Origin of the sequence: Amycolatopsis ponsaeliensis, assembly GCF_030182635.1 — a bacterium.
Lineage (GTDB): Bacteria > Actinomycetota > Actinomycetes > Mycobacteriales > Pseudonocardiaceae > Amycolatopsis > Amycolatopsis ponsaeliensis.
In genome coordinates this window covers 1-15,827 of record NZ_JAPZLD010000060.1, presented here as the reverse complement: position 1 = coordinate 15,827, position 15,827 = coordinate 1, and the positions used below count along the sequence as shown (strand labels likewise).

Sequence of the window (15,827 nt, the reverse complement as noted above, 5' to 3'; positions counted from 1 at the left end):
TGAGCGGACCCACCGGAGAGGAGCACGCAGATGTCCGACGAGTCCCGCTGCGTCCGCTTCTTCGGCGGCCCGCTCGATGGCCGCGTCCAGGAGCTCGGGGACGCCGAGCCCGTGCCCGGCACCGTCATCCGGCACATCCACCTGCACGGCGGCCCGAAGATCGAGACCCGCTACGAGCTCGGCCTCACCGAGCACGGCTGGGAGTACCGCGTCACGGCGACGCAGCACGAACCCGAGCCCGACGGCCTGAGGTAGGGAGAACCCCCGCATCGACCGGGGGTGAACAGGACCCCGAAGAGGCCGGTCAGCACCGCTGTTCCCGCAGGTCGAACCGGCCAGTCTTAGCGCATGCAGACAAGCCAGGGGGTCGCACGAGGCGGCCGGGACAGGTTTCTCGACGTCGTCCGGGCGGGGGCCATCCTCGCCGTCATCGCCCAGCACTGGGTCATGCCGGTGCTCTCCTACTCCGGCGGCACCCTCGCCACCGGCAACGCGCTCGCGACGCCCGGCTGGTGGGTCGTCACCTGGCTGTCGCAGGTCATGCCCCTGGTGTTCTTCGCCGGCGGTGCCGCGAACCTCATTTCGCTGAACCGCGCGAAGTCGACGCGGACCTGGCTCGGCGCGCGGCTCAAGCGGCTGATGCTGCCGGTGCTGCCGCTGATGGCCGTCTGGCTCGTCATGCCCGACTTCCTGCGCGGTCTCGGCATCCCGCCGCAGCCACTGCAGGTCGCCAGTGCGATCGCCGCGCAGCTGCTGTGGTTCCTCGCGGTCTACGTCCTGGTCGTGCTCCTCACGCCGCTGATGGTCGCCGCGCACCGGCGCTGGGGCCTGAAGGTGCCCCTGGTCATGGGGGTCGCCGGTGTCCTTGTCGACGTCGCGCGCTTCAACGATCTCGGCTATGTCGGCTACGCCAACGCGATCTTCGTCTGGGTCGCCGTCCACCAGCTCGGCTTCCACTACGTCGAAGGCCGCCTCGGCTCGCTCACCCGCCGCGCCGCACTCAGCTTGTCGGCCGCCGGCTTCGGGATCACCGCGCTGATGGTCACCTTCGGCCCGTACCCGGCCAGCATGATCGGCATGCCGGGCGCGCCCGTGTCGAACATGAGCCCGCCGACCGTGCTGCTCGCCTTCCTCGCCGTCGGCCAGATCGGCCTGCTGCTCGCCTTCCGGCCGCAGCTCAACGCGCTCGCGGAACGTCCCGGCATCGGGAACGCGCTGAGCTGGCTCGGCGCGCGGTTCATGACCGTCTACCTCTGGCACATGCCGGCACTGATCGTGGTGGCGGGCGTGACGGTCTACGGCCTCGGCTACGAGACGCCCGCACCGGGCACGCTGCTCTGGCTCGTCATGGCACCCGCGTGGTTCGCGGTGTGCGGGCTGGTGCTGCTGGGCCTGCTGCGGCTGTTCGCGCACTTCGAGATGCAGCGCGACACCGCCGAAGTCACCGCGAGGGTGCCGCAGCTGGTCGTCGCCGGGCTGATGATCTCCGGTGGCCTGCTCGGCCTGGCCGCCCACGGGTTCGCGCCGCTTTCGGATGGCATCGCGCACGGCCCGGTGCCGTGGATCGTCCTCGCGGCGGCCGGGTTCCTCCTGGCGGGCAAGCAGGTTCCGGTGGTCGACCTGCTGGGCCGCGCCGTGGCCGTCACGGAACGGGCCGCCGTCAGGCGGTGAGCAGCTTCAGCGGGGTGTCGTGCAGGACGGCCCGCAGGAACGGCTCGCCCAGGCGATCGTCGGCCGCCCAGCCGGCGATCGCCTGCAGCTGTGTCGCATAGGAGTACGGGATGTTCGGGAAGTCCGTGCCGAGCACGACGCGGTCGGCGACGTCCGCCAGCCGCGTGGTCCAGTCCGGTGGCAGCGGCGACATCTTCTCCGCGAACGGGACCCCGACCATCGTGGTGTCCAAGTGCACCCGCGGGTACTTCGCCAGCAGGTCGAACGCCGTCCCGAACTCGGGCATCGCCGCGTGCGCGAGCACCGCCGTCAGGTCGGGGTGCCGCGCCAGGACCTCTTCGAAGACCGACAACCCGGTGAAGTCGCCCCGCAACGGACCGTGTCCACAGTGGACGACGACGGGAACGCCGGCGTCGGCCAGCGCGCCCCACACCGGCTTCAGCAGGTCGTCACGCGGGTCGTACGCGCCCACCTGCACGTGCGCCTTGAACACCCGGGCGCCGGCGCGCAGCGCACCGTCCACAGCGGACCCGGCGCCGGGTTCGGGGTAGAACGTCCCGGTCGGCACCGCGTCCGGAACCCGCGCGGCGAACTCGAGCGCCCACTCGGTCAGCCACTGCGCCATCCCCGGCTTGTGCGGGTAGACGAGCGGCGCGAAGCGGCGGACGCCCAGCGAGCGCAAGGTGTCCAGCCGGTCCGCTTCGGACGTCCGGTAGTGCACCGGCCAGTCCGTGCCGTAGTGCGTCGAGGCCCGGTCGAAGTACGCCCAGACCTTGTCCATCACCGGTTTCGGCAGAAAGTGGACGTGCAGGTCGACCAGGCCCGGCAGGCCCAGCGACGCCGCCCAGCTCGCGACGTCGGCATCGGAAGCCGGGCCGGCCGTCACTCCGTGAACCGGCCCTTCAGCGCACGGCCCATGGCCTTCCTGATGTCCCGGTCCGCGTCGCGCTTGGCGAGCGTCTGCCGCTTGTCGTAGGCCTTCTTGCCCTGGGCCAGCGCGATCTCGACCTTGACCTTGCCGTCCTTGAAGTACATCGACAGCGGCACCAGGGAGAGCCCGCTCTCCTTGGTCTTGCCGATGAGCTTCTCGATCTCACGCCGGTGCAGCAGCAGCTTCCGGGTCCGCCGGGGCATGTGGTTGGTCCACGTGCCCTGCGTGTACTCCGGGATGTGCACGTTGCGCAGCCACACTTCGCCGTCGTCGACCGTCGCGAACGCGTCCGCCAGGGACGCCTTGCCCTCGCGCAGGCTCTTCACCTCGGTGCCGACCAGCACGAGACCGCACTCGTAGGTGTCGAGGATGGAGTAATCGTGCCGCGCCTTGCGGTTCGACACGATCACCTTCTGGCCACGTTCCTTGGGCATACGACCACTCTACGTGATTCTCGAAACGACAAGCAGCTGGTTAAACTAGTGCCGGACGTACAACCGCAGCGTGACGTAACCGGTGATGGCGGAGATCACCACGGACACCGCCAGCAGGATCGGGGCCACCGGGAACAGCAGCTCCAGCGTGGTGATCTTCGGGAACACGTCCCCGGTGAACACCGAGTCGAGGAAGCCGGCCTTGGTGATGATCAGCATGATGATCCCGAGGACCGCACCGACCACGCCGGCGACCACCGCCTCCAGGAGGAACGGCAGCTGCGTGTACCAGCGCGTCGCGCCGACGAGCCGCATGATGCCGACCTCGGTGCGCCGGGTGAACGCGGACACCTGGATCGTGTTGGCGATCAGCAGCAGGGCCGCGATGGCCATGATGAGCGCGGCGCCGAAGGCCATGTTGCGGACACCGTTGAAGGCGTTGAAGACGCGGTCGAGGAACTTCTTCTGGTCGTCGACCTTCCGCACGCCCGGCTTGGTGCCGTACTCCTGCACGATCGACTCGCTGCGGTCCGGGTCCTTCAGCTTCACGTGCAGCGACGCGGGCAGCGACTCCGGTCCGGTCAGCTGGACGAGCTCCGGCTGGCTCTCGAAGATCTTCTTGAACCGGTCGAAGGCCTGGTCGCGGTTCTCGAACACGACCGACTCGACACCGTCGTTGCTCTGCAAGGAAGACCGCAGCGACTGGCACAGCGACTGCGTGCAGTTCTTGTCGGTCGCGCTGATGTCGTCGGTGAGGTAGACCGACACCTCGACGTCGGCGAGGAAGTTGGACTTCATCTTGTCGATCGTGCGCACGGCCAGGAGGCCGCCGCCGAGCATGGCGAGCGACACGGCCGTGGTCAGCATCATCGCGATGGTCATCGTGATGTTCCGGCGCAGGCCGGTGATTACCTCACTGAAGACGAAACTGGCACGCATGTCGGGGTCTGGTCCTTGTGGTCGGGGGCGTTGGCGGGGCGGGGAATGCCGGAGTCAGCGGCCGATGCCGTAGACACCGCGGGCGTCGTCACGGATCACCCGGCCGAGCTGCAGCTCGACGACGCGGCGCCGCATGGAGTCCACGATGCCGTGGTCGTGCGTCGCCATCAGGACGGTCGTGCCGGTGCGGTTGATCCGCTCCAGCAGCAGCATGATGTCCTGGCTGGTGTCGGGGTCCAGGTTCCCGGTCGGCTCGTCGGCGAGCAGCACCAGCGGCCGGTTCACGAACGCGCGCGCGATCGCGACGCGCTGCTGCTCACCACCGGAGAGCTCGTTGGGCAGCCGGTCCGCCTTGCCGTCGAGGCCGACGAGCTCCAGCACCTCGGGCACGACCTTCTTGATGGTCGGGGCGGGCTTGCCGATGACCTCGAGGGCGAACGCGACGTTCTCCGCGACGGTCTTGTTGGCCAGCAGGCGGAAGTCCTGGAAGACGCAGCCGATGGTCTGCCGCAGCCGGGGGACGCGGCGGCGGGCCAGCTTGGCGACGTCGAAGTTGGACACCATCACGCGGCCCTTGCTCGGCGTCTCTTCGCGCAGCAGCAGCCGGAGGAAGGTCGACTTCCCCGATCCCGAGGGACCGATGAGGAAGACGAACTCACCCTTTTCGATGTTGACGGACACCCGCTCGAGCGCGGGCCGCGTCGAGGTCTTGTAGACCTTGGAAACCTCTTCGAGCCGGATCACGATTCGGCATACTACCCACCGGTCTCGTGAAGCCCCGGTTGCCCGGTCCACCCGGGTGGAGCAGCGGGTGTTTGCGCACGGTGAGCGGTCGCGCGGACACCCGCTGCGCCGATCAGGCGCCCGTCTGCTTCCGCCAGCGGATGCCGGCGTCGAGGAAACCGTCGATCTCGCCGTCGAGGACCGCGGTCGGGTTGCCGACCTCGAACTCGGTCCGCAGGTCCTTGACCATCTGGTACGGGTGCAGCACGTAGGAGCGCATCTGGTTGCCCCAGCTGGAGCCGCCGTCCTTGAGCGCGTCCATCTCGGCGCGCTCTTCTTCCTTCTTCCGCAGCATCAGCCGGGCCTGGAGGACCTTCAGCGCGGCGGCCTTGTTCTGCAACTGCGACTTCTCGTTCTGGCAGGAGACGACGATGCCGGTCGGCAGGTGCGTGATGCGCACCGCGGAGTCGGTCGTGTTGACGCTCTGTCCACCCGGGCCGGACGACCGGTAGACGTCGACGCGGATGTCCTTCTCCGCGATGTCGACGTGGTCGACCTCTTCGACCTCGGGCAGCACCTCGACGTGCGCGAACGACGTCTGGCGGCGGCTCTGGTTGTCGAACGGCGAGATCCGGACGAGCCGGTGGGTGCCCTGCTCGACCGAGAGGGTGCCGTAGACGTAGGGGGCGCTCACCTTGAACGTCGCCGACTTGATGCCCGCCTCTTCGGCGTAGGAGATGTCGTAGACGTCGGTCGGGTAGCCGTGGCGCTCGGCCCAGCGCAGGTACATGCGGAGCAGCATCTCGGCGAAGTCGGCCGCGTCGACGCCGCCGGCCTCGGAGCGGATGGTGACGACGGCGTTGCGGTCGTCGTACTCGCCGGAGAGCAGGGTGCGGACCTCGAGGCCGTCGATGGCCTTTCCGAGGTCGGCGAGCTCGGTCTCGGCCTCGGCCATGCTGCCGGAGTCACCCTCGGCCTCGGAGAGCTCGTACAGCACGGCCAGGTCGTCGAGCCGCTGGCGCAGCTCGCTGACCCGGCGCAGCTCGCCCTGCCGGTGGGACAGCTGGCTCGTCACCTTCTGCGCCGCCTCCGGGTCGTCCCAGAGGTTGGGGCTCGATGCCTGCTGTTCCAGGTCGGCAACCTGGGCGCGCAGCGCGTCGAGGTCCATCACCGACTCGATTTGCGTCAGCTTGCCGGTCAGGTCCCTCAGTGCCGCGTCGAACTCATCACTCACGTTTGTCAAGGTTACGGCAAAACCCACGACCGGTTGCGAGGACCGGTCGTGGGCGCGCGAACCTCAGGCCGCGGGGATGGCGTCGAGCAGCTTCAGCGCGGCCTTGGCCTGAGCCTGGGCGAACTCGGCGACGGCCTTTTCGTACGGCCCGTCGGCCGCCTTGGTGGCCGCCTTCGCGTCGTCGAGCTGCTGGCCGTAGCTCGTCCGGGCCGAGTCGAGCAGCACCTGGCGCTGCTTCGCGGTCAGCGACGCCGCGTGCACGAGCCGCAGGATGAGCGGGCTGCGCAGGTGGTCGGGACCGGCCTCGGACGTCAGCCAGGCCTTGAAGGCCTTCTTGCCGGCGGCGGTGATCAGGTACTGCTGGCTGGAGCGCGGGCCCTGCTTGCCGAGCCGGACGAGACCTTCTTTGGACAGCGCCGGGAGCTCCCGGTACACCTGGCTGCGGGTGACGCTGAAGAAGGCGCCGAATCGCTCACCCGCTCCCGCGACGAGCTGCCCGCCGGTGGCGGGACCGTCGTGGAGCAGACCGAGCAGGGCGGCGGCTGTTGCATTCAATTCGGACACGTTCCCTAGATTCCCACTTATCGGCCGCTGTGTCCACAGTGGTCAGCAGATCTGTCCATTGTGGCTAGTGAGATCCCCTCGTTCGGCCCAATGCGACCAGGTCCACTGTGGACCCCGGACACGCTGTGCAACCACCGGGGCGGCACTTTGGTCCAACCAGCCGCACGCGAGCCGCCCCGACACGGCCAGGCAGGTGAGCCCGGCGGGCTATTCTCCTCGCTTGGCGGACTCCGGACACGCACCGCTACCGCAGGGAAACAGCGTTCACATCGTGGGATCCGCAGTGATTCGACAGTTTCGCGGAAAAGTCGGCAGTGAAACTCGTGCGAACATGACAAAAGAGGCACGTTCCCGAATTTCCGAGAACGTGCCTCTTCGTGGTAGCGGGGACAGGATTTGAACCTGCGACCTCTGGGTTATGAGCCCAGCGAGCTACCGAGCTGCTCCACCCCGCGCCGTTGTGGTACTTGAATAGATTACACGGGGTGGCCATCAGGCTTTCACCGGGGTACCCGAAGTGGCTGACCTGCGGTTACGCCACGCCCAGCCACTGGCGTGCTCCACTGAGGACCATCTGCAGGCCGTCCTCGAACCGGGCGTCGGCGTCGCCCAGCACCGCCTGACCGGCCGACTGGGCGTACCGCTCGTCGAACTCGCCCGGCATCGGCCGGACGGCCTGCTCCTCGATCACGAAGCCGACGACGAAGCAGTAGATGGTGAAGACCCCGCGACTGGCCCGCGCCTCGTCCAGCCCGGCCTCGATGCTCCGGCGCAGCGGGTGCTCGCCGACCAGGCTCATGTCGCCGAGGTAGGTCCCGGCGAAGACCTTCCCGCCGTCGCGATAGGACAGCATCATCCGCCGCAGCGCCCGCGCGGCGTACGCGGCGGCCTCCCACTCCCCGAGCGAGTCCGGCGGCCGCCGGTCCTCGACCGAATCGGCGTACATCTGCGTCGCCATCTCGTCGAGCAGCTCCTGCTTGTTCTTCATGTGCCAGTAGAGCGCCGGCGCCTTGACCCCGAGGTCGGCGGCGATCAGCCGCAGCGTGAGCCCGTTGAGGCCGGCCTCGTTGAGCAGCTTCAACCCCGAACGCGCGATGTCCTGCCTGGTCAGGGCCATGTTTTCGGTTCTCCTCGCGGTACCGGCTTGACAATTTAACGATGTTAAGGGCATCCTCGGGTCAGGTCAATTTAACGTTGTTAAGGAGCTGGGGATGAACGAGCTGAACGCCGAGGTGGTCGTCGCGGGGGCGGGCCCGACCGGGCTGATGCTGGCGAACGAGCTGGCGCTGGCCGGGGTCGACGTCGTGGTTCTCGAGCGCCTGCCCGTCCGCACGGGACTGTCGAAGGCGCTGAACCTGCAGCCGCGGACGGCGGAGGTGCTGGATCTGCGCGGCCTGCTGGGCCGGGCGGAGCAGCGGTCGTTCGCGACTGTCGCGGACGGACACTTCGCGGTGATCCCGGTGAGCTACACCGGCTGGGACACGCGGCACCCGTACCAGGTGGGCATCCCGCAGGCGCAGGTCGAAGCGGCGCTGGAGGAGCGGCTGGCCGAGCAGGGCGTGAAGGTGCTGCGCGGCCACGAGCTGACCGGCTTCGAGCAGGACGCCGCCGGCGTGACGGTCACGGCGGGCGGTCTCCGGGTGCGCGCGGCGTACCTGGTGGGCTGCGACGGCGGCCGCAGCGCGGTGCGCAAGGCCCTGAACCTGCCGTTCGAGGGAATCGAAGGCCGCGGCCACGGCGTCTCGGCGGACGTGTTGTTCCGGACGACGCCGCCGGGCGCGCCGACGGAGTGGCGGTCGATGGGCAACATGGTGACGTCGCTCAGCCCGGGCAAGTTCGTCGGCCTGATCCCGCTGGGCGAGCCGAACCTGTACCGCCTGAGCTACGGCGACCGCCTGAACCGCCCGGCCGACCTCCGCGCCGAGGTACCGGAGGACGAAGTCCGCGCGGCGGTCCGCGAACGTTTCGGCGAGGAGGCGGAGATCGAAGAGATCCGCTGGATCTCCCGGTTCTCCGACGACAGCCGCCTGGCGGCGAAGTACCGGGTGGGCCGGGTGCTCCTGGCAGGCGACGCGGCCCACATCCACTTCCCGGCCGGCGGCCAGGGCCTGAACCTGGGTGTCCAGGACGCGATGAACCTGGGCTGGAAGCTGGCAGCGGAACTACGCGGCCGCGCCCCGGCCGGTCTCCTGGACACGTACGAAGCGGAGCGTCGCGCGGTGGCGAACGGGGTTCTGCAGAACGTGGCCGCCCAGAACGCCCTGATCCCGCTGACGCCGGACCAGCTGGCGCTGCGAGCCCTGTTCCGCGACCTGACGGCGCTCCCGGAGGTCCAGCACAAGCTGTCGGGAATGGTCTCCGGTCTGGACATCCACTACGGAGCAACGGAAACCCACCCCGCGGCAGGCGCCCGCCTCCCGGACTTCAGGCTGGGGGAAGGATTCGCGAGCAGCTTGTTCCACAGTGGAAAGTTCGTCCTGCTGACGAAAACCCCGGCAACGGCCCCGCACCCGGAGGTAGTCGTAGCCGAGGTACCGGAACTCCCCTGGCCCGACCTGACGCAGGTCCTGGTCCGCCCGGACGGTTACGTGGCCTCGGCGACGGGTTCCGTGACCGGCTGGCTCGCTTGACGTACGAAGAAGCGCGGCTGGCCAACTTCGCCAACCGCGCTTCTTCTTCCGTAGCGGGGACAGGATTTGAACCTGCGACCTCTGGGTTATGAGCCCAGCGAGCTACCGAGCTGCTCCACCCCGCGTCGTAGTACCTACCTTACGCCCTCGTTTCCGAGGGGTGCAAAGCAGGTACCCCGTAGGTAACCGACGTCACCCTCCAGGCTGCGAACTCGGCGGCGGAGTGCTGGTCCCGGGCGCCGCGGTCTTGGCCGCTTCGTACTCCTTCGCCGCGGCATCCAGCGCCGCCAGAGCCGCACCCTGGTCCGTGAAGTTGCCCGACTGCTGAGCGGCCCGCAGCTTGGCGAGGGCGGACTGGATGTCCGTCACCGCCTTGTCCAGCGCCGCGTTGCCGCCACCGGTGTTGGGTGGCGTCGTGGTCGGCTGGTTCGGCGTCGTGGTCGGCGGTGTCGTCGTGGGCTGGCCCGCCTGGGGTGGCGTGGTCGTCGCCTCGCCGGTGCCGGCGCCGAAGATCTGGTCGAGGGCTTCCTGGAGCGTCGCGCCGTAGCCGACCTTCGGTCCGTACGAGACGAGCACCCGCGCCAGCTGTGGATAGCTGTTCTGGTTGCGCTGCCGGATGTACACGGGCTCCACGTAGAGGAAGCCCTGTGCGACCGGCAGCGTGATCAGGTTGCCGTAGATCGGGATGACGTTGGGGTTGTTGAAGAGCGTCCGGTCCTGCGCCACCCGTGGATCGCTCTGGAACCGGTTCTGCACTTGGACCGGACCGTCGACCTGGGTGGCTCCGGTGGCCGCGCTGGGTAGCTGGAGGACGCGGATCTTCCCGTAGTCGTTGGCATCGGAGGAGACCGACATCCAGGACGCGAGGTACTGCCGCTGCAGACCGGTGAGCGAACTGGTCAGCTGGAACGTCGGTTTGCTCTGGCCCGGCGTGTCGGCGAGGACGTAGTAGCCGGGCTGGTTGGCGGCGCCGGCCGCGGCCGGGTTGGAGCCGCCTTCGGCCGTCGGGTCCTGCGGGACGCTCCAGAACGCCTGCTGCGAGTAGAACTCCTGCGGGTTGCTGACGTGGTAACGCGACAGCAGCTCACGCTGGATCTTGAAGAGGTCCTCGGGGTAGCGGAAGTGGGCTCGCAGGTCCGGGGAGATCTCGGAGCTCGGCTTCACCAGCCCGGGGAAGACCTTCTCCCACGCGTTGAGGACCGGTTCCTTGTCGTCGATCGAGTACAGGTTGACCGTGCCGTTGAAGGCGTCGACGGTGGCCTTGACCGAGTTGCGGATGTAGTTGATCGAGCTGTTGGCCTGGCGGGCGACGCCGTTGAGCGAGTCGTTGGTGGCCGCGCCGAGCTGCGTCTGCTGCGAGTACGGGAAGTTGTTGATCGTGGTGTAGCCGTCGATGATCCACTGGATCTTGCCGTCGACGACCGCGGGGTACGGGTCGCCGTCCAGGGTCAGCCACGGGGCGACCTTGCTGACGCGGTCGCGCGGGTCGCGGTTGTACATGATCTTGGAGTTGTCCGCGATGGCGTCGGAGAACAGGATGTTCCGTTCGCCGTACTCGGCCGCGAAGGCGAGGCGGTTGAACCAGTTGTCGATCGAGACGCCGCCGGTGCCCTTGTAGGTGTAGCGGTCGGTGGCGGTGTCGTACTCGCCGGGCGCGTTGCCGGACGTGCCGCCGACGATGGCGTAGTCGGAGTCCGCGGCGGACAGTTCTCCGTAGTAGATCCGGGGTTCCTTGACCTCGATGCCCGGCTGGCCGGGAGCGGGCGACCCGGCGCCGCCGGGGTTCTGCGTGTCGCTGGTGGTGGCGATCGGGTAGCCGCCGTCGGAGTTGGCGTCCTTGACCGCGCGGTCGATCGTGTTGGCGGGCGCGGCCACGAAGCCGTTGCCGTGGGTGTAGACGAGGTGCTTGTTGATCCAGCTGGTCTGGTTGCCGGTGAGGCCCTCGGTCTTGATCTCCTTGGCCGCGACGATGTAGTCCTGCGTCACGCCGTTGACCGTGTAGCGATCGATATCGAGCTTGGCCGGGAACCCGTAGAAGTTCTCGCGCCCGACGCGCTGGGTGAAGGTGTCGGAGAGGATGTTCGGGTCCAGCAGCCGGATGTTCGACATCGTCCCGGAGTCGGCCTTGAGCTGGTCCGGCGTGGCCGACGAGTTGCCCGTGTAGGGCTGGTACTGGACGTCGGTGAGGCCGAAGGCGCGGCGGGTCGCGTCCATGTTCCGCTGGATCGAAGTCGCTTCCTTCTCGTTCGCGTTGGGCTTCACCGAGAACTGGTCGAGGATCGCCGGCCACGCGACGCCGACGAGGATGCTCGACAGGATCAGCAGCACGAGGGCGATCGCCGGCAGCTGCAGGTTGCGCAGGAAGGCACCGGCGAAGAACGCGACCGCGCAGATCACCGAGATGCACAGCAGGATCAGCTTGGCCGGCAGCACCGCGTTCAGGTCGGTGTAGGTCGCGCCGACGAACAGCGGCATGCCCCGGTCGGACAACAGCAGGTTGTACCGGTCGAAGAAGTACTCGGCAGCCTTCAGCAGCACGAAGAGGCCGACGGTGATGGCGAGCTGCGCGCGGGTCGGGCCGGCTAGCTGGCCGCCCTTGCCGGCCAGCCGGATGCCGCCGAAGACGTAGTGCGAGATGAGCGCGCCGAAGAAGGAGATGACGACGGTGATGAACAGCCAGCCCAGCAGCCAGTTGTAGAAGGGCAGGTCGAAGGCGTAGAAGCCGACGTCGTTGCCGAACTCGGGATCGGTCTGGCCGAACGAAGTGCCGTTGAGGAACAGCTGCACGACCTGCCAGTCGCCCTGGGCGGACAGCCCGGCGATGAGGCCGGTGAGCACCGGGATCCCGATGCCGAAGAGGCGGATGCGCGCGACGATCGCGGACCGGTAGCGGGCCAGCGGGTCGTCGGCGCCGGAGATCGGCACGAACACCGGGCGGGTCCGGTAGGCGATCATCAGGCTGATCGCGAGCGCGCCGCCGACGAGCAGCCCGACCGCGAAGAACAGGATGACGCGGGTGACCACCTGGGTCGTGAACACCGAACGCGCGCCGACCTCTCCGAACCAGAGCCAGTCGACGTACGTGTCGAGCAAGCGGGCTCCGAGCAGGAGCGCCAGCACGATCACCGCGGCGATGATGAGGAGGATCCGGCTCCGCCGGGACAGCTTCGGCAGGCTCACCGGGGGCCGAGTCGCCACGGTGCACGCTCCTGTCATTCGTCAGCACTTGAGCAGGGGCGCACGCGCCCCCTGATTCCCTAACTCTACGGATGCCCGGGGAAGTTCCCGGGACCCGCCCAAACCGGACTCGCGGCGTGGTCGCGCGAACCGGCCTGTCCGGCCGTCGCCCGCCACCAGGCTCCGGCGCGGACCCGCGGCCGGCGTCCGGGGTGTGGCGGGCTGACCAGGACAAGGCTCTGCAACCATGTGCGCATGGAACCGCAGCAGGCCGGAGTGGCCGCTCTCGCCCGCGAGATCGAGGAGTTCATGGCCGCGGGCGGCTGGGACCAGCCGCCGCAGCTGTTCGCGCTGGTGCCGACGGCGGCGCTGCTGGACGAGCAGCCGGAGCTGGCCGGCCAGCTCGACCGGGCGAACCCGCTGACGCCGGTGGCGCAGGAAGCGCTGCCCGACGGCGACCTCGCCGACGCGCTGGCCCGGATCGCGTGGCCCGATCTGGTGATCGGGTGCGCGCTCGCCCAGGAGATCATCGTGCTGCCGCCGGGTTCGGAGTCGGAACTGCCGGACGTCGCGGAGGCCGACGCGGACAGCCTGCGCCGCGCGGCCGCCGACCACCCGCGGCGGACCGAGGCCCGCCTGGTGGCCGCGGTCCTGCGCGAAGGCGAAGGCGCGTGCGTCATGCGGCTGCGCGGGATCGGCGGCGAGGAGCCGGTCGACGAGATCGTCGAGAGCCCCGACCTCGCCCCGAACCTCCTCGAGGCCCTCAAGGCGACGCTCCTCCCCTAGCAGGACGCCGTCGGGCGCCCCGCCTTCAGGTTGGCCAGCTGCGCGAGCGCGTCGTCCAGTGTGGACACCTTGATGAGGTTGAGCCCGTCGGGCGCGGTGGTCTTGGCCTCGGCGCAGTTGTGCTCGGGCACCAGGAAGTCGGTGGCGCCGGCCTCGCGCGCGCCGACGACCTTGAACGAGATCCCGCCGATCGGGTCGACCTCGCCGGTCTCGGTGATCTCGCCGGTGCCGGCGATGTGCCGGCCGCCCGCGATGTCGTCGCCCTTGAGCCGGTCGATGATGGCGAGGGTGAACATCAGCCCGGCCGACGGCCCGCCGACGTCCTGCAGCGAGATGTTGACGTTGAAGGGCACCTCGGCGCGGTCGGCCGCGGTGAGGCCGATGAAGCCCTCCTTGCGGTCGGGGCGTGAGGCGAGCGTGAGCGGCACCGTGCGCTCCGGCTGCCCATCCGACTGGAAGGTGATCTGCACGGTCTGGCCGGGCAGGGTGCCGGCCAGCGCGGCCCGGACGTCGGCGGCTTCGACGATCTTCTTGCCGTTCACCGTGATCAGCTTGTCGCCGGGGGCGAGCACGTGGTCGGCCGGGCTGCCGGAGACGATCTGCTTCGCCAGCACCTTGATCGGGTAGCCGAGCTTGCGCAGGGCGGCCACCTGGGCGTTCGACTGCGAGTCCTGCAGCTGCTGGATGTTCTCCTGCTTGACCTGTTCGTTCGTCTCGCCCGGCTTGAAGTACTCCTCGCGCGGCGCGAGCGCGTAGCGGCCGCTGGCCCAGAAGCCGAGGCCCTGGAAGAGCGTGACGCCGTCGTGCAGCGAGACGGTCGTCATCCGCAGCTCGCCGGTCGTCGGGTGGGTCTCGTGCCCGCTGACCTGGATGACCGGGTTGCCCGCGGCGTCGCGACCCAGCGTGTCGTAGGTCGGGCCGGGGCTGATCGCCACGAACGGCACCGGCACGACCAGACCGAGCACCACGAAGACGAGGAACAGCGAGCCGCTGACCACGAGCGTCCAGCCGCGGCGGGTCATCCGCCGGGCGTCACCGCCGGCCTCGGCACCGGGGTCCGGGCTGCTCTTCGCGGGCGCGGTCTGCTCGGAGGACTTGGTCACGCCCGACAGCGTACGGTGACCGTGTTCGCTTCTCGGTGAAGGCCACGCACATGGCGCGCTTGAGGCTTCCCGACCCGCGTACGGTGGACGCATGAGCAAACCCCCGTTCGGCTTCGGACCTTCCGATCCCGACAAACGAGGTGAGAACGACCCCTCGGAAGGCGGACAGCAGTCCGGCGCCGAGGCCTTCAACCAGCTCGGGCAGATGCTGAGCCAGCTGGGCCAGATGCTCAGCCAGGCCGGAACTTCCAGCGGGCCGGTGAACTACGACCTCGCCAAGCAGATCGCCCTGCAGACCCTGGGCAGCGCCGGCAACACCGGTGAAAGCCGCCTCGGCTTCTCCGGTGGCGACGACTCCAACGCCGCGGTCCGCGACGCCGCCCACCTCGCCGAGCTGTGGCTGGACGCGGCCACCCAGTTCCCGGCCGGCGCGACGTCGGCGGTCGCCTGGTCGCCGCGCACCTGGGTCGAGAAGACGCTGCCGACGTGGCAGCGGCTGTGCGACCCGGTCGCCCGCCAGGTGTCGGGTGCCTGGATGGAGGCGCTGCCCGCGGAGGCCAAGGAAGCCGCCGGCCCGCTGCTGCAGATGATGGGGCAGATGGGCGGGATGGCCTTCGGGTCCCAGCTCGGCCAGGCGCTCGCGCAGCTGGCGTCGGAGATGCTGACGGCGTCCGAGATCGGCCTGCCGCTCGCGCCCGCCGGGACGTCCGCGCTGCTGCCAGCGAACATCGAGAAGTTCGCCGAGGGCCTGGAGCTGCCGAACAGCGAGATCCTGGTGTTCCTGGCCGCGCGCGAGGCCGCGCACCAGCGGCTGTTCACGCACGTGCCGTGGCTGCGCCAGCGCTTGCTGGCGACGGTCGAGGAGTTCGCGCACGGCATCTCGGTGGACACGTCGGCCCTCGAGTCGCTGGCCGGCCGGATCGACCCGGCCAACCCGGCGAGCATCGAGGAAGCGATGTCGTCCGGGCTGCTGGAGCCCCAGACGACGGAGGAGCAGAAGGGCGCGCTGAGGCGTCTCGAGACACTGCTCGCCCTGGTGGAGGGCTGGGTGGACGTGGTGGTGGCCGACGCGGTCGGCGACCGGCTGCCGGGAGCGGACGCCCTGCGCGAGACCCTGCGCCGCCGCCGCGCGACGGGCGGCCCGGCGGAGCAGACGTTCGCCACCCTGGTCGGCCTGGAGCTGCGCCCCCGCCGCATGAGGGACGCGTCGAACCTGTGGAGCCTGGTGGGCGAGCGCCACGGCCTCGAGAAGCGCGACGGCCTGTGGTCCCACCCGGACCTGATGCCGACGGCGGAGGACCTGGACGAGCCGATCGACTTCGCGGACCGCGTCGGCGAGACGGGTTCGCTGGACGACCTGGACCCGATCGCGGAGCTGGAGCGCACGGAACGTTCGGAGCGCGAGCAGCGCACGGAGTCCGCCGGCGACGACACCGAGGACGGCGACAGCAAGAACTGAGCAGTACCCGGACCGGGGGGGGGGGGGGCCCGCCCGCCCCCCCGCGGGCCGGCGCCCGGGGGCGCCCCCCCCCCCCCACGGCGGATCTCAGTCCAGCTGGGCCAGCTGCTCCCGCAGCGTGTCCAGCCCCATCCCGCCCAGCCGCAGCGCCTGCATGTGGAACCGCTTGATGTCGA

14 protein-coding genes and 2 tRNA genes are annotated in these 15,827 nt (G+C 69.4%); 5 read left to right on the top strand and 11 right to left on the bottom strand.

The features are described from left to right. Positions 1–30 precede the first annotated feature (30 nt). Both QQ657_RS49605 and QQ657_RS49600 read left to right on the top strand, forming a co-directional pair. Positions 31–255: a DUF8847 domain-containing protein gene (locus tag QQ657_RS49605; protein WP_284749429.1), complete on the top strand. Its 225-nt coding sequence runs from the start codon at positions 31–33 to the stop codon at positions 253–255. A 93-nt stretch (positions 256–348) separates the two neighbouring features. Next, positions 349–1,671, top strand: a complete 1,323-nt coding sequence (locus tag QQ657_RS49600) for an acyltransferase family protein (RefSeq protein ID WP_284749428.1) — start codon at positions 349–351, stop codon at positions 1,669–1,671. On the opposite strand, the gene QQ657_RS49595 is transcribed toward QQ657_RS49600, so the two are convergent. The 8 genes from QQ657_RS49595 to QQ657_RS49560 all read right to left on the bottom strand — a co-directional run bounded on the left by QQ657_RS49595 (position 1,661) and on the right by QQ657_RS49560 (position 7,613). Beyond that, positions 1,661–2,557, bottom strand: a complete 897-nt coding sequence (locus QQ657_RS49595) for an amidohydrolase family protein (RefSeq protein ID WP_284749427.1) — start codon at positions 2,555–2,557, stop codon at positions 1,661–1,663. The genes QQ657_RS49600 and QQ657_RS49595 overlap by 11 nt on opposite strands. Beyond that, on the bottom strand, positions 2,554–3,036 hold the full coding sequence (gene smpB / locus QQ657_RS49590; RefSeq protein WP_013223156.1) for an SsrA-binding protein SmpB: 483 nt from the start codon (positions 3,034–3,036) through the stop codon (positions 2,554–2,556). The genes QQ657_RS49595 and smpB overlap by 4 nt, the downstream gene beginning before the upstream one ends. Positions 3,037–3,081: 45 nt before the next feature. Further along, entirely contained in the window at positions 3,082–3,975 is an 894-nt protein-coding gene (ftsX, locus tag QQ657_RS49585) for a permease-like cell division protein FtsX (protein WP_284749426.1), read from the bottom strand. Positions 3,976–4,029: 54 nt separating this feature from the next. Next, a complete protein-coding gene (gene ftsE / locus QQ657_RS49580; protein WP_284749425.1) occupies positions 4,030–4,719 on the bottom strand; it encodes a cell division ATP-binding protein FtsE in 690 nt (229 codons plus the stop codon). Positions 4,720–4,831: 112 nt separating this feature from the next. Continuing rightward, a complete protein-coding gene (prfB, locus tag QQ657_RS49575) occupies positions 4,832–5,932 on the bottom strand; it encodes a peptide chain release factor 2 (RefSeq protein ID WP_284749424.1) in 1,101 nt (366 codons plus the stop codon). Between the two features lie 63 nt (positions 5,933–5,995). Beyond that, on the bottom strand, positions 5,996–6,496 hold the full coding sequence (locus QQ657_RS49570) for a PadR family transcriptional regulator (RefSeq protein ID WP_284749423.1): 501 nt from the start codon (positions 6,494–6,496) through the stop codon (positions 5,996–5,998). Between the two features lie 378 nt (positions 6,497–6,874). Continuing rightward, positions 6,875–6,951 (bottom strand) — tRNA-Met (locus QQ657_RS49565). Positions 6,952–7,028: 77 nt separating this feature from the next. Then, entirely contained in the window at positions 7,029–7,613 is a 585-nt protein-coding gene (locus tag QQ657_RS49560; protein ID WP_284749422.1) for a TetR/AcrR family transcriptional regulator C-terminal domain-containing protein, read from the bottom strand. A 94-nt stretch (positions 7,614–7,707) separates the two neighbouring features. On the opposite strand from QQ657_RS49560, the gene QQ657_RS49555 reads away from it, so the two are divergent. Beyond that, positions 7,708–9,126 (top strand): FAD-dependent monooxygenase, encoded by a 1,419-nt coding sequence (locus tag QQ657_RS49555; protein ID WP_284749421.1) that lies wholly within the window; start codon positions 7,708–7,710, stop codon positions 9,124–9,126. Between the two features lie 51 nt (positions 9,127–9,177). On the opposite strand, the gene QQ657_RS49550 is transcribed toward QQ657_RS49555, so the two are convergent. Together QQ657_RS49550 and QQ657_RS49545 are read right to left on the bottom strand one after the other, a co-directional pair. Beyond that, positions 9,178–9,251, bottom strand: a tRNA-Met gene (locus QQ657_RS49550). Positions 9,252–9,318: 67 nt separating this feature from the next. Next, positions 9,319–12,342 (bottom strand): UPF0182 family protein, encoded by a 3,024-nt coding sequence (locus QQ657_RS49545; RefSeq protein WP_284749420.1) that lies wholly within the window; start codon positions 12,340–12,342, stop codon positions 9,319–9,321. Positions 12,343–12,558: 216 nt separating this feature from the next. On the opposite strand from QQ657_RS49545, the gene QQ657_RS49540 reads away from it, so the two are divergent. Then, positions 12,559–13,089: a PPA1309 family protein gene (locus QQ657_RS49540; RefSeq protein WP_284749419.1), complete on the top strand. Its 531-nt coding sequence runs from the start codon at positions 12,559–12,561 to the stop codon at positions 13,087–13,089. Here QQ657_RS49540 and QQ657_RS49535 read toward each other — a convergent pair. Continuing rightward, positions 13,086–14,192, bottom strand: a complete 1,107-nt coding sequence (locus QQ657_RS49535) for a YlbL family protein (protein WP_350310765.1) — start codon at positions 14,190–14,192, stop codon at positions 13,086–13,088. The two genes, QQ657_RS49540 and QQ657_RS49535, sit on opposite strands and share 4 nt — an antisense overlap. Before the next feature lie 91 nt (positions 14,193–14,283). Between QQ657_RS49535 and QQ657_RS49530 the strand changes: the two genes are divergently transcribed. Further along, positions 14,284–15,651: a zinc-dependent metalloprotease gene (locus tag QQ657_RS49530; RefSeq protein ID WP_284749418.1), complete on the top strand. Its 1,368-nt coding sequence runs from the start codon at positions 14,284–14,286 to the stop codon at positions 15,649–15,651. Positions 15,652–15,827: the final 176 nt, after the last annotated feature.

Bases quoted from the DNA above. Each gene is read 5' to 3' on its own strand.
- QQ657_RS49540 (WP_284749419.1), top strand. From the start codon at position 12,559: ATGGAACCGCAGCAGGCCGGAGTGGCCGCTCTCGCCCGCGAGATCGAG.
- QQ657_RS49600 (WP_284749428.1), top strand. From the start codon at position 349: ATGCAGACAAGCCAGGGGGTCGCACGAGGCGGCCGGGACAGGTTTCTC.
- QQ657_RS49530 (WP_284749418.1), top strand. From the start codon at position 14,284: ATGAGCAAACCCCCGTTCGGCTTCGGACCTTCCGATCCCGACAAACGA.
- ftsX (WP_284749426.1), bottom strand. From the start codon at position 3,975: ATGCGTGCCAGTTTCGTCTTCAGTGAGGTAATCACCGGCCTGCGCCGG.
- smpB (WP_013223156.1), bottom strand. From the start codon at position 3,036: ATGCCCAAGGAACGTGGCCAGAAGGTGATCGTGTCGAACCGCAAGGCG.
- QQ657_RS49555 (WP_284749421.1), top strand. From the start codon at position 7,708: ATGAACGAGCTGAACGCCGAGGTGGTCGTCGCGGGGGCGGGCCCGACC.
- QQ657_RS49545 (WP_284749420.1), bottom strand. From the start codon at position 12,342: ATGACAGGAGCGTGCACCGTGGCGACTCGGCCCCCGGTGAGCCTGCCG.
- QQ657_RS49560 (WP_284749422.1), bottom strand. From the start codon at position 7,613: ATGGCCCTGACCAGGCAGGACATCGCGCGTTCGGGGTTGAAGCTGCTC.
- QQ657_RS49605 (WP_284749429.1), top strand. From the start codon at position 31: ATGTCCGACGAGTCCCGCTGCGTCCGCTTCTTCGGCGGCCCGCTCGAT.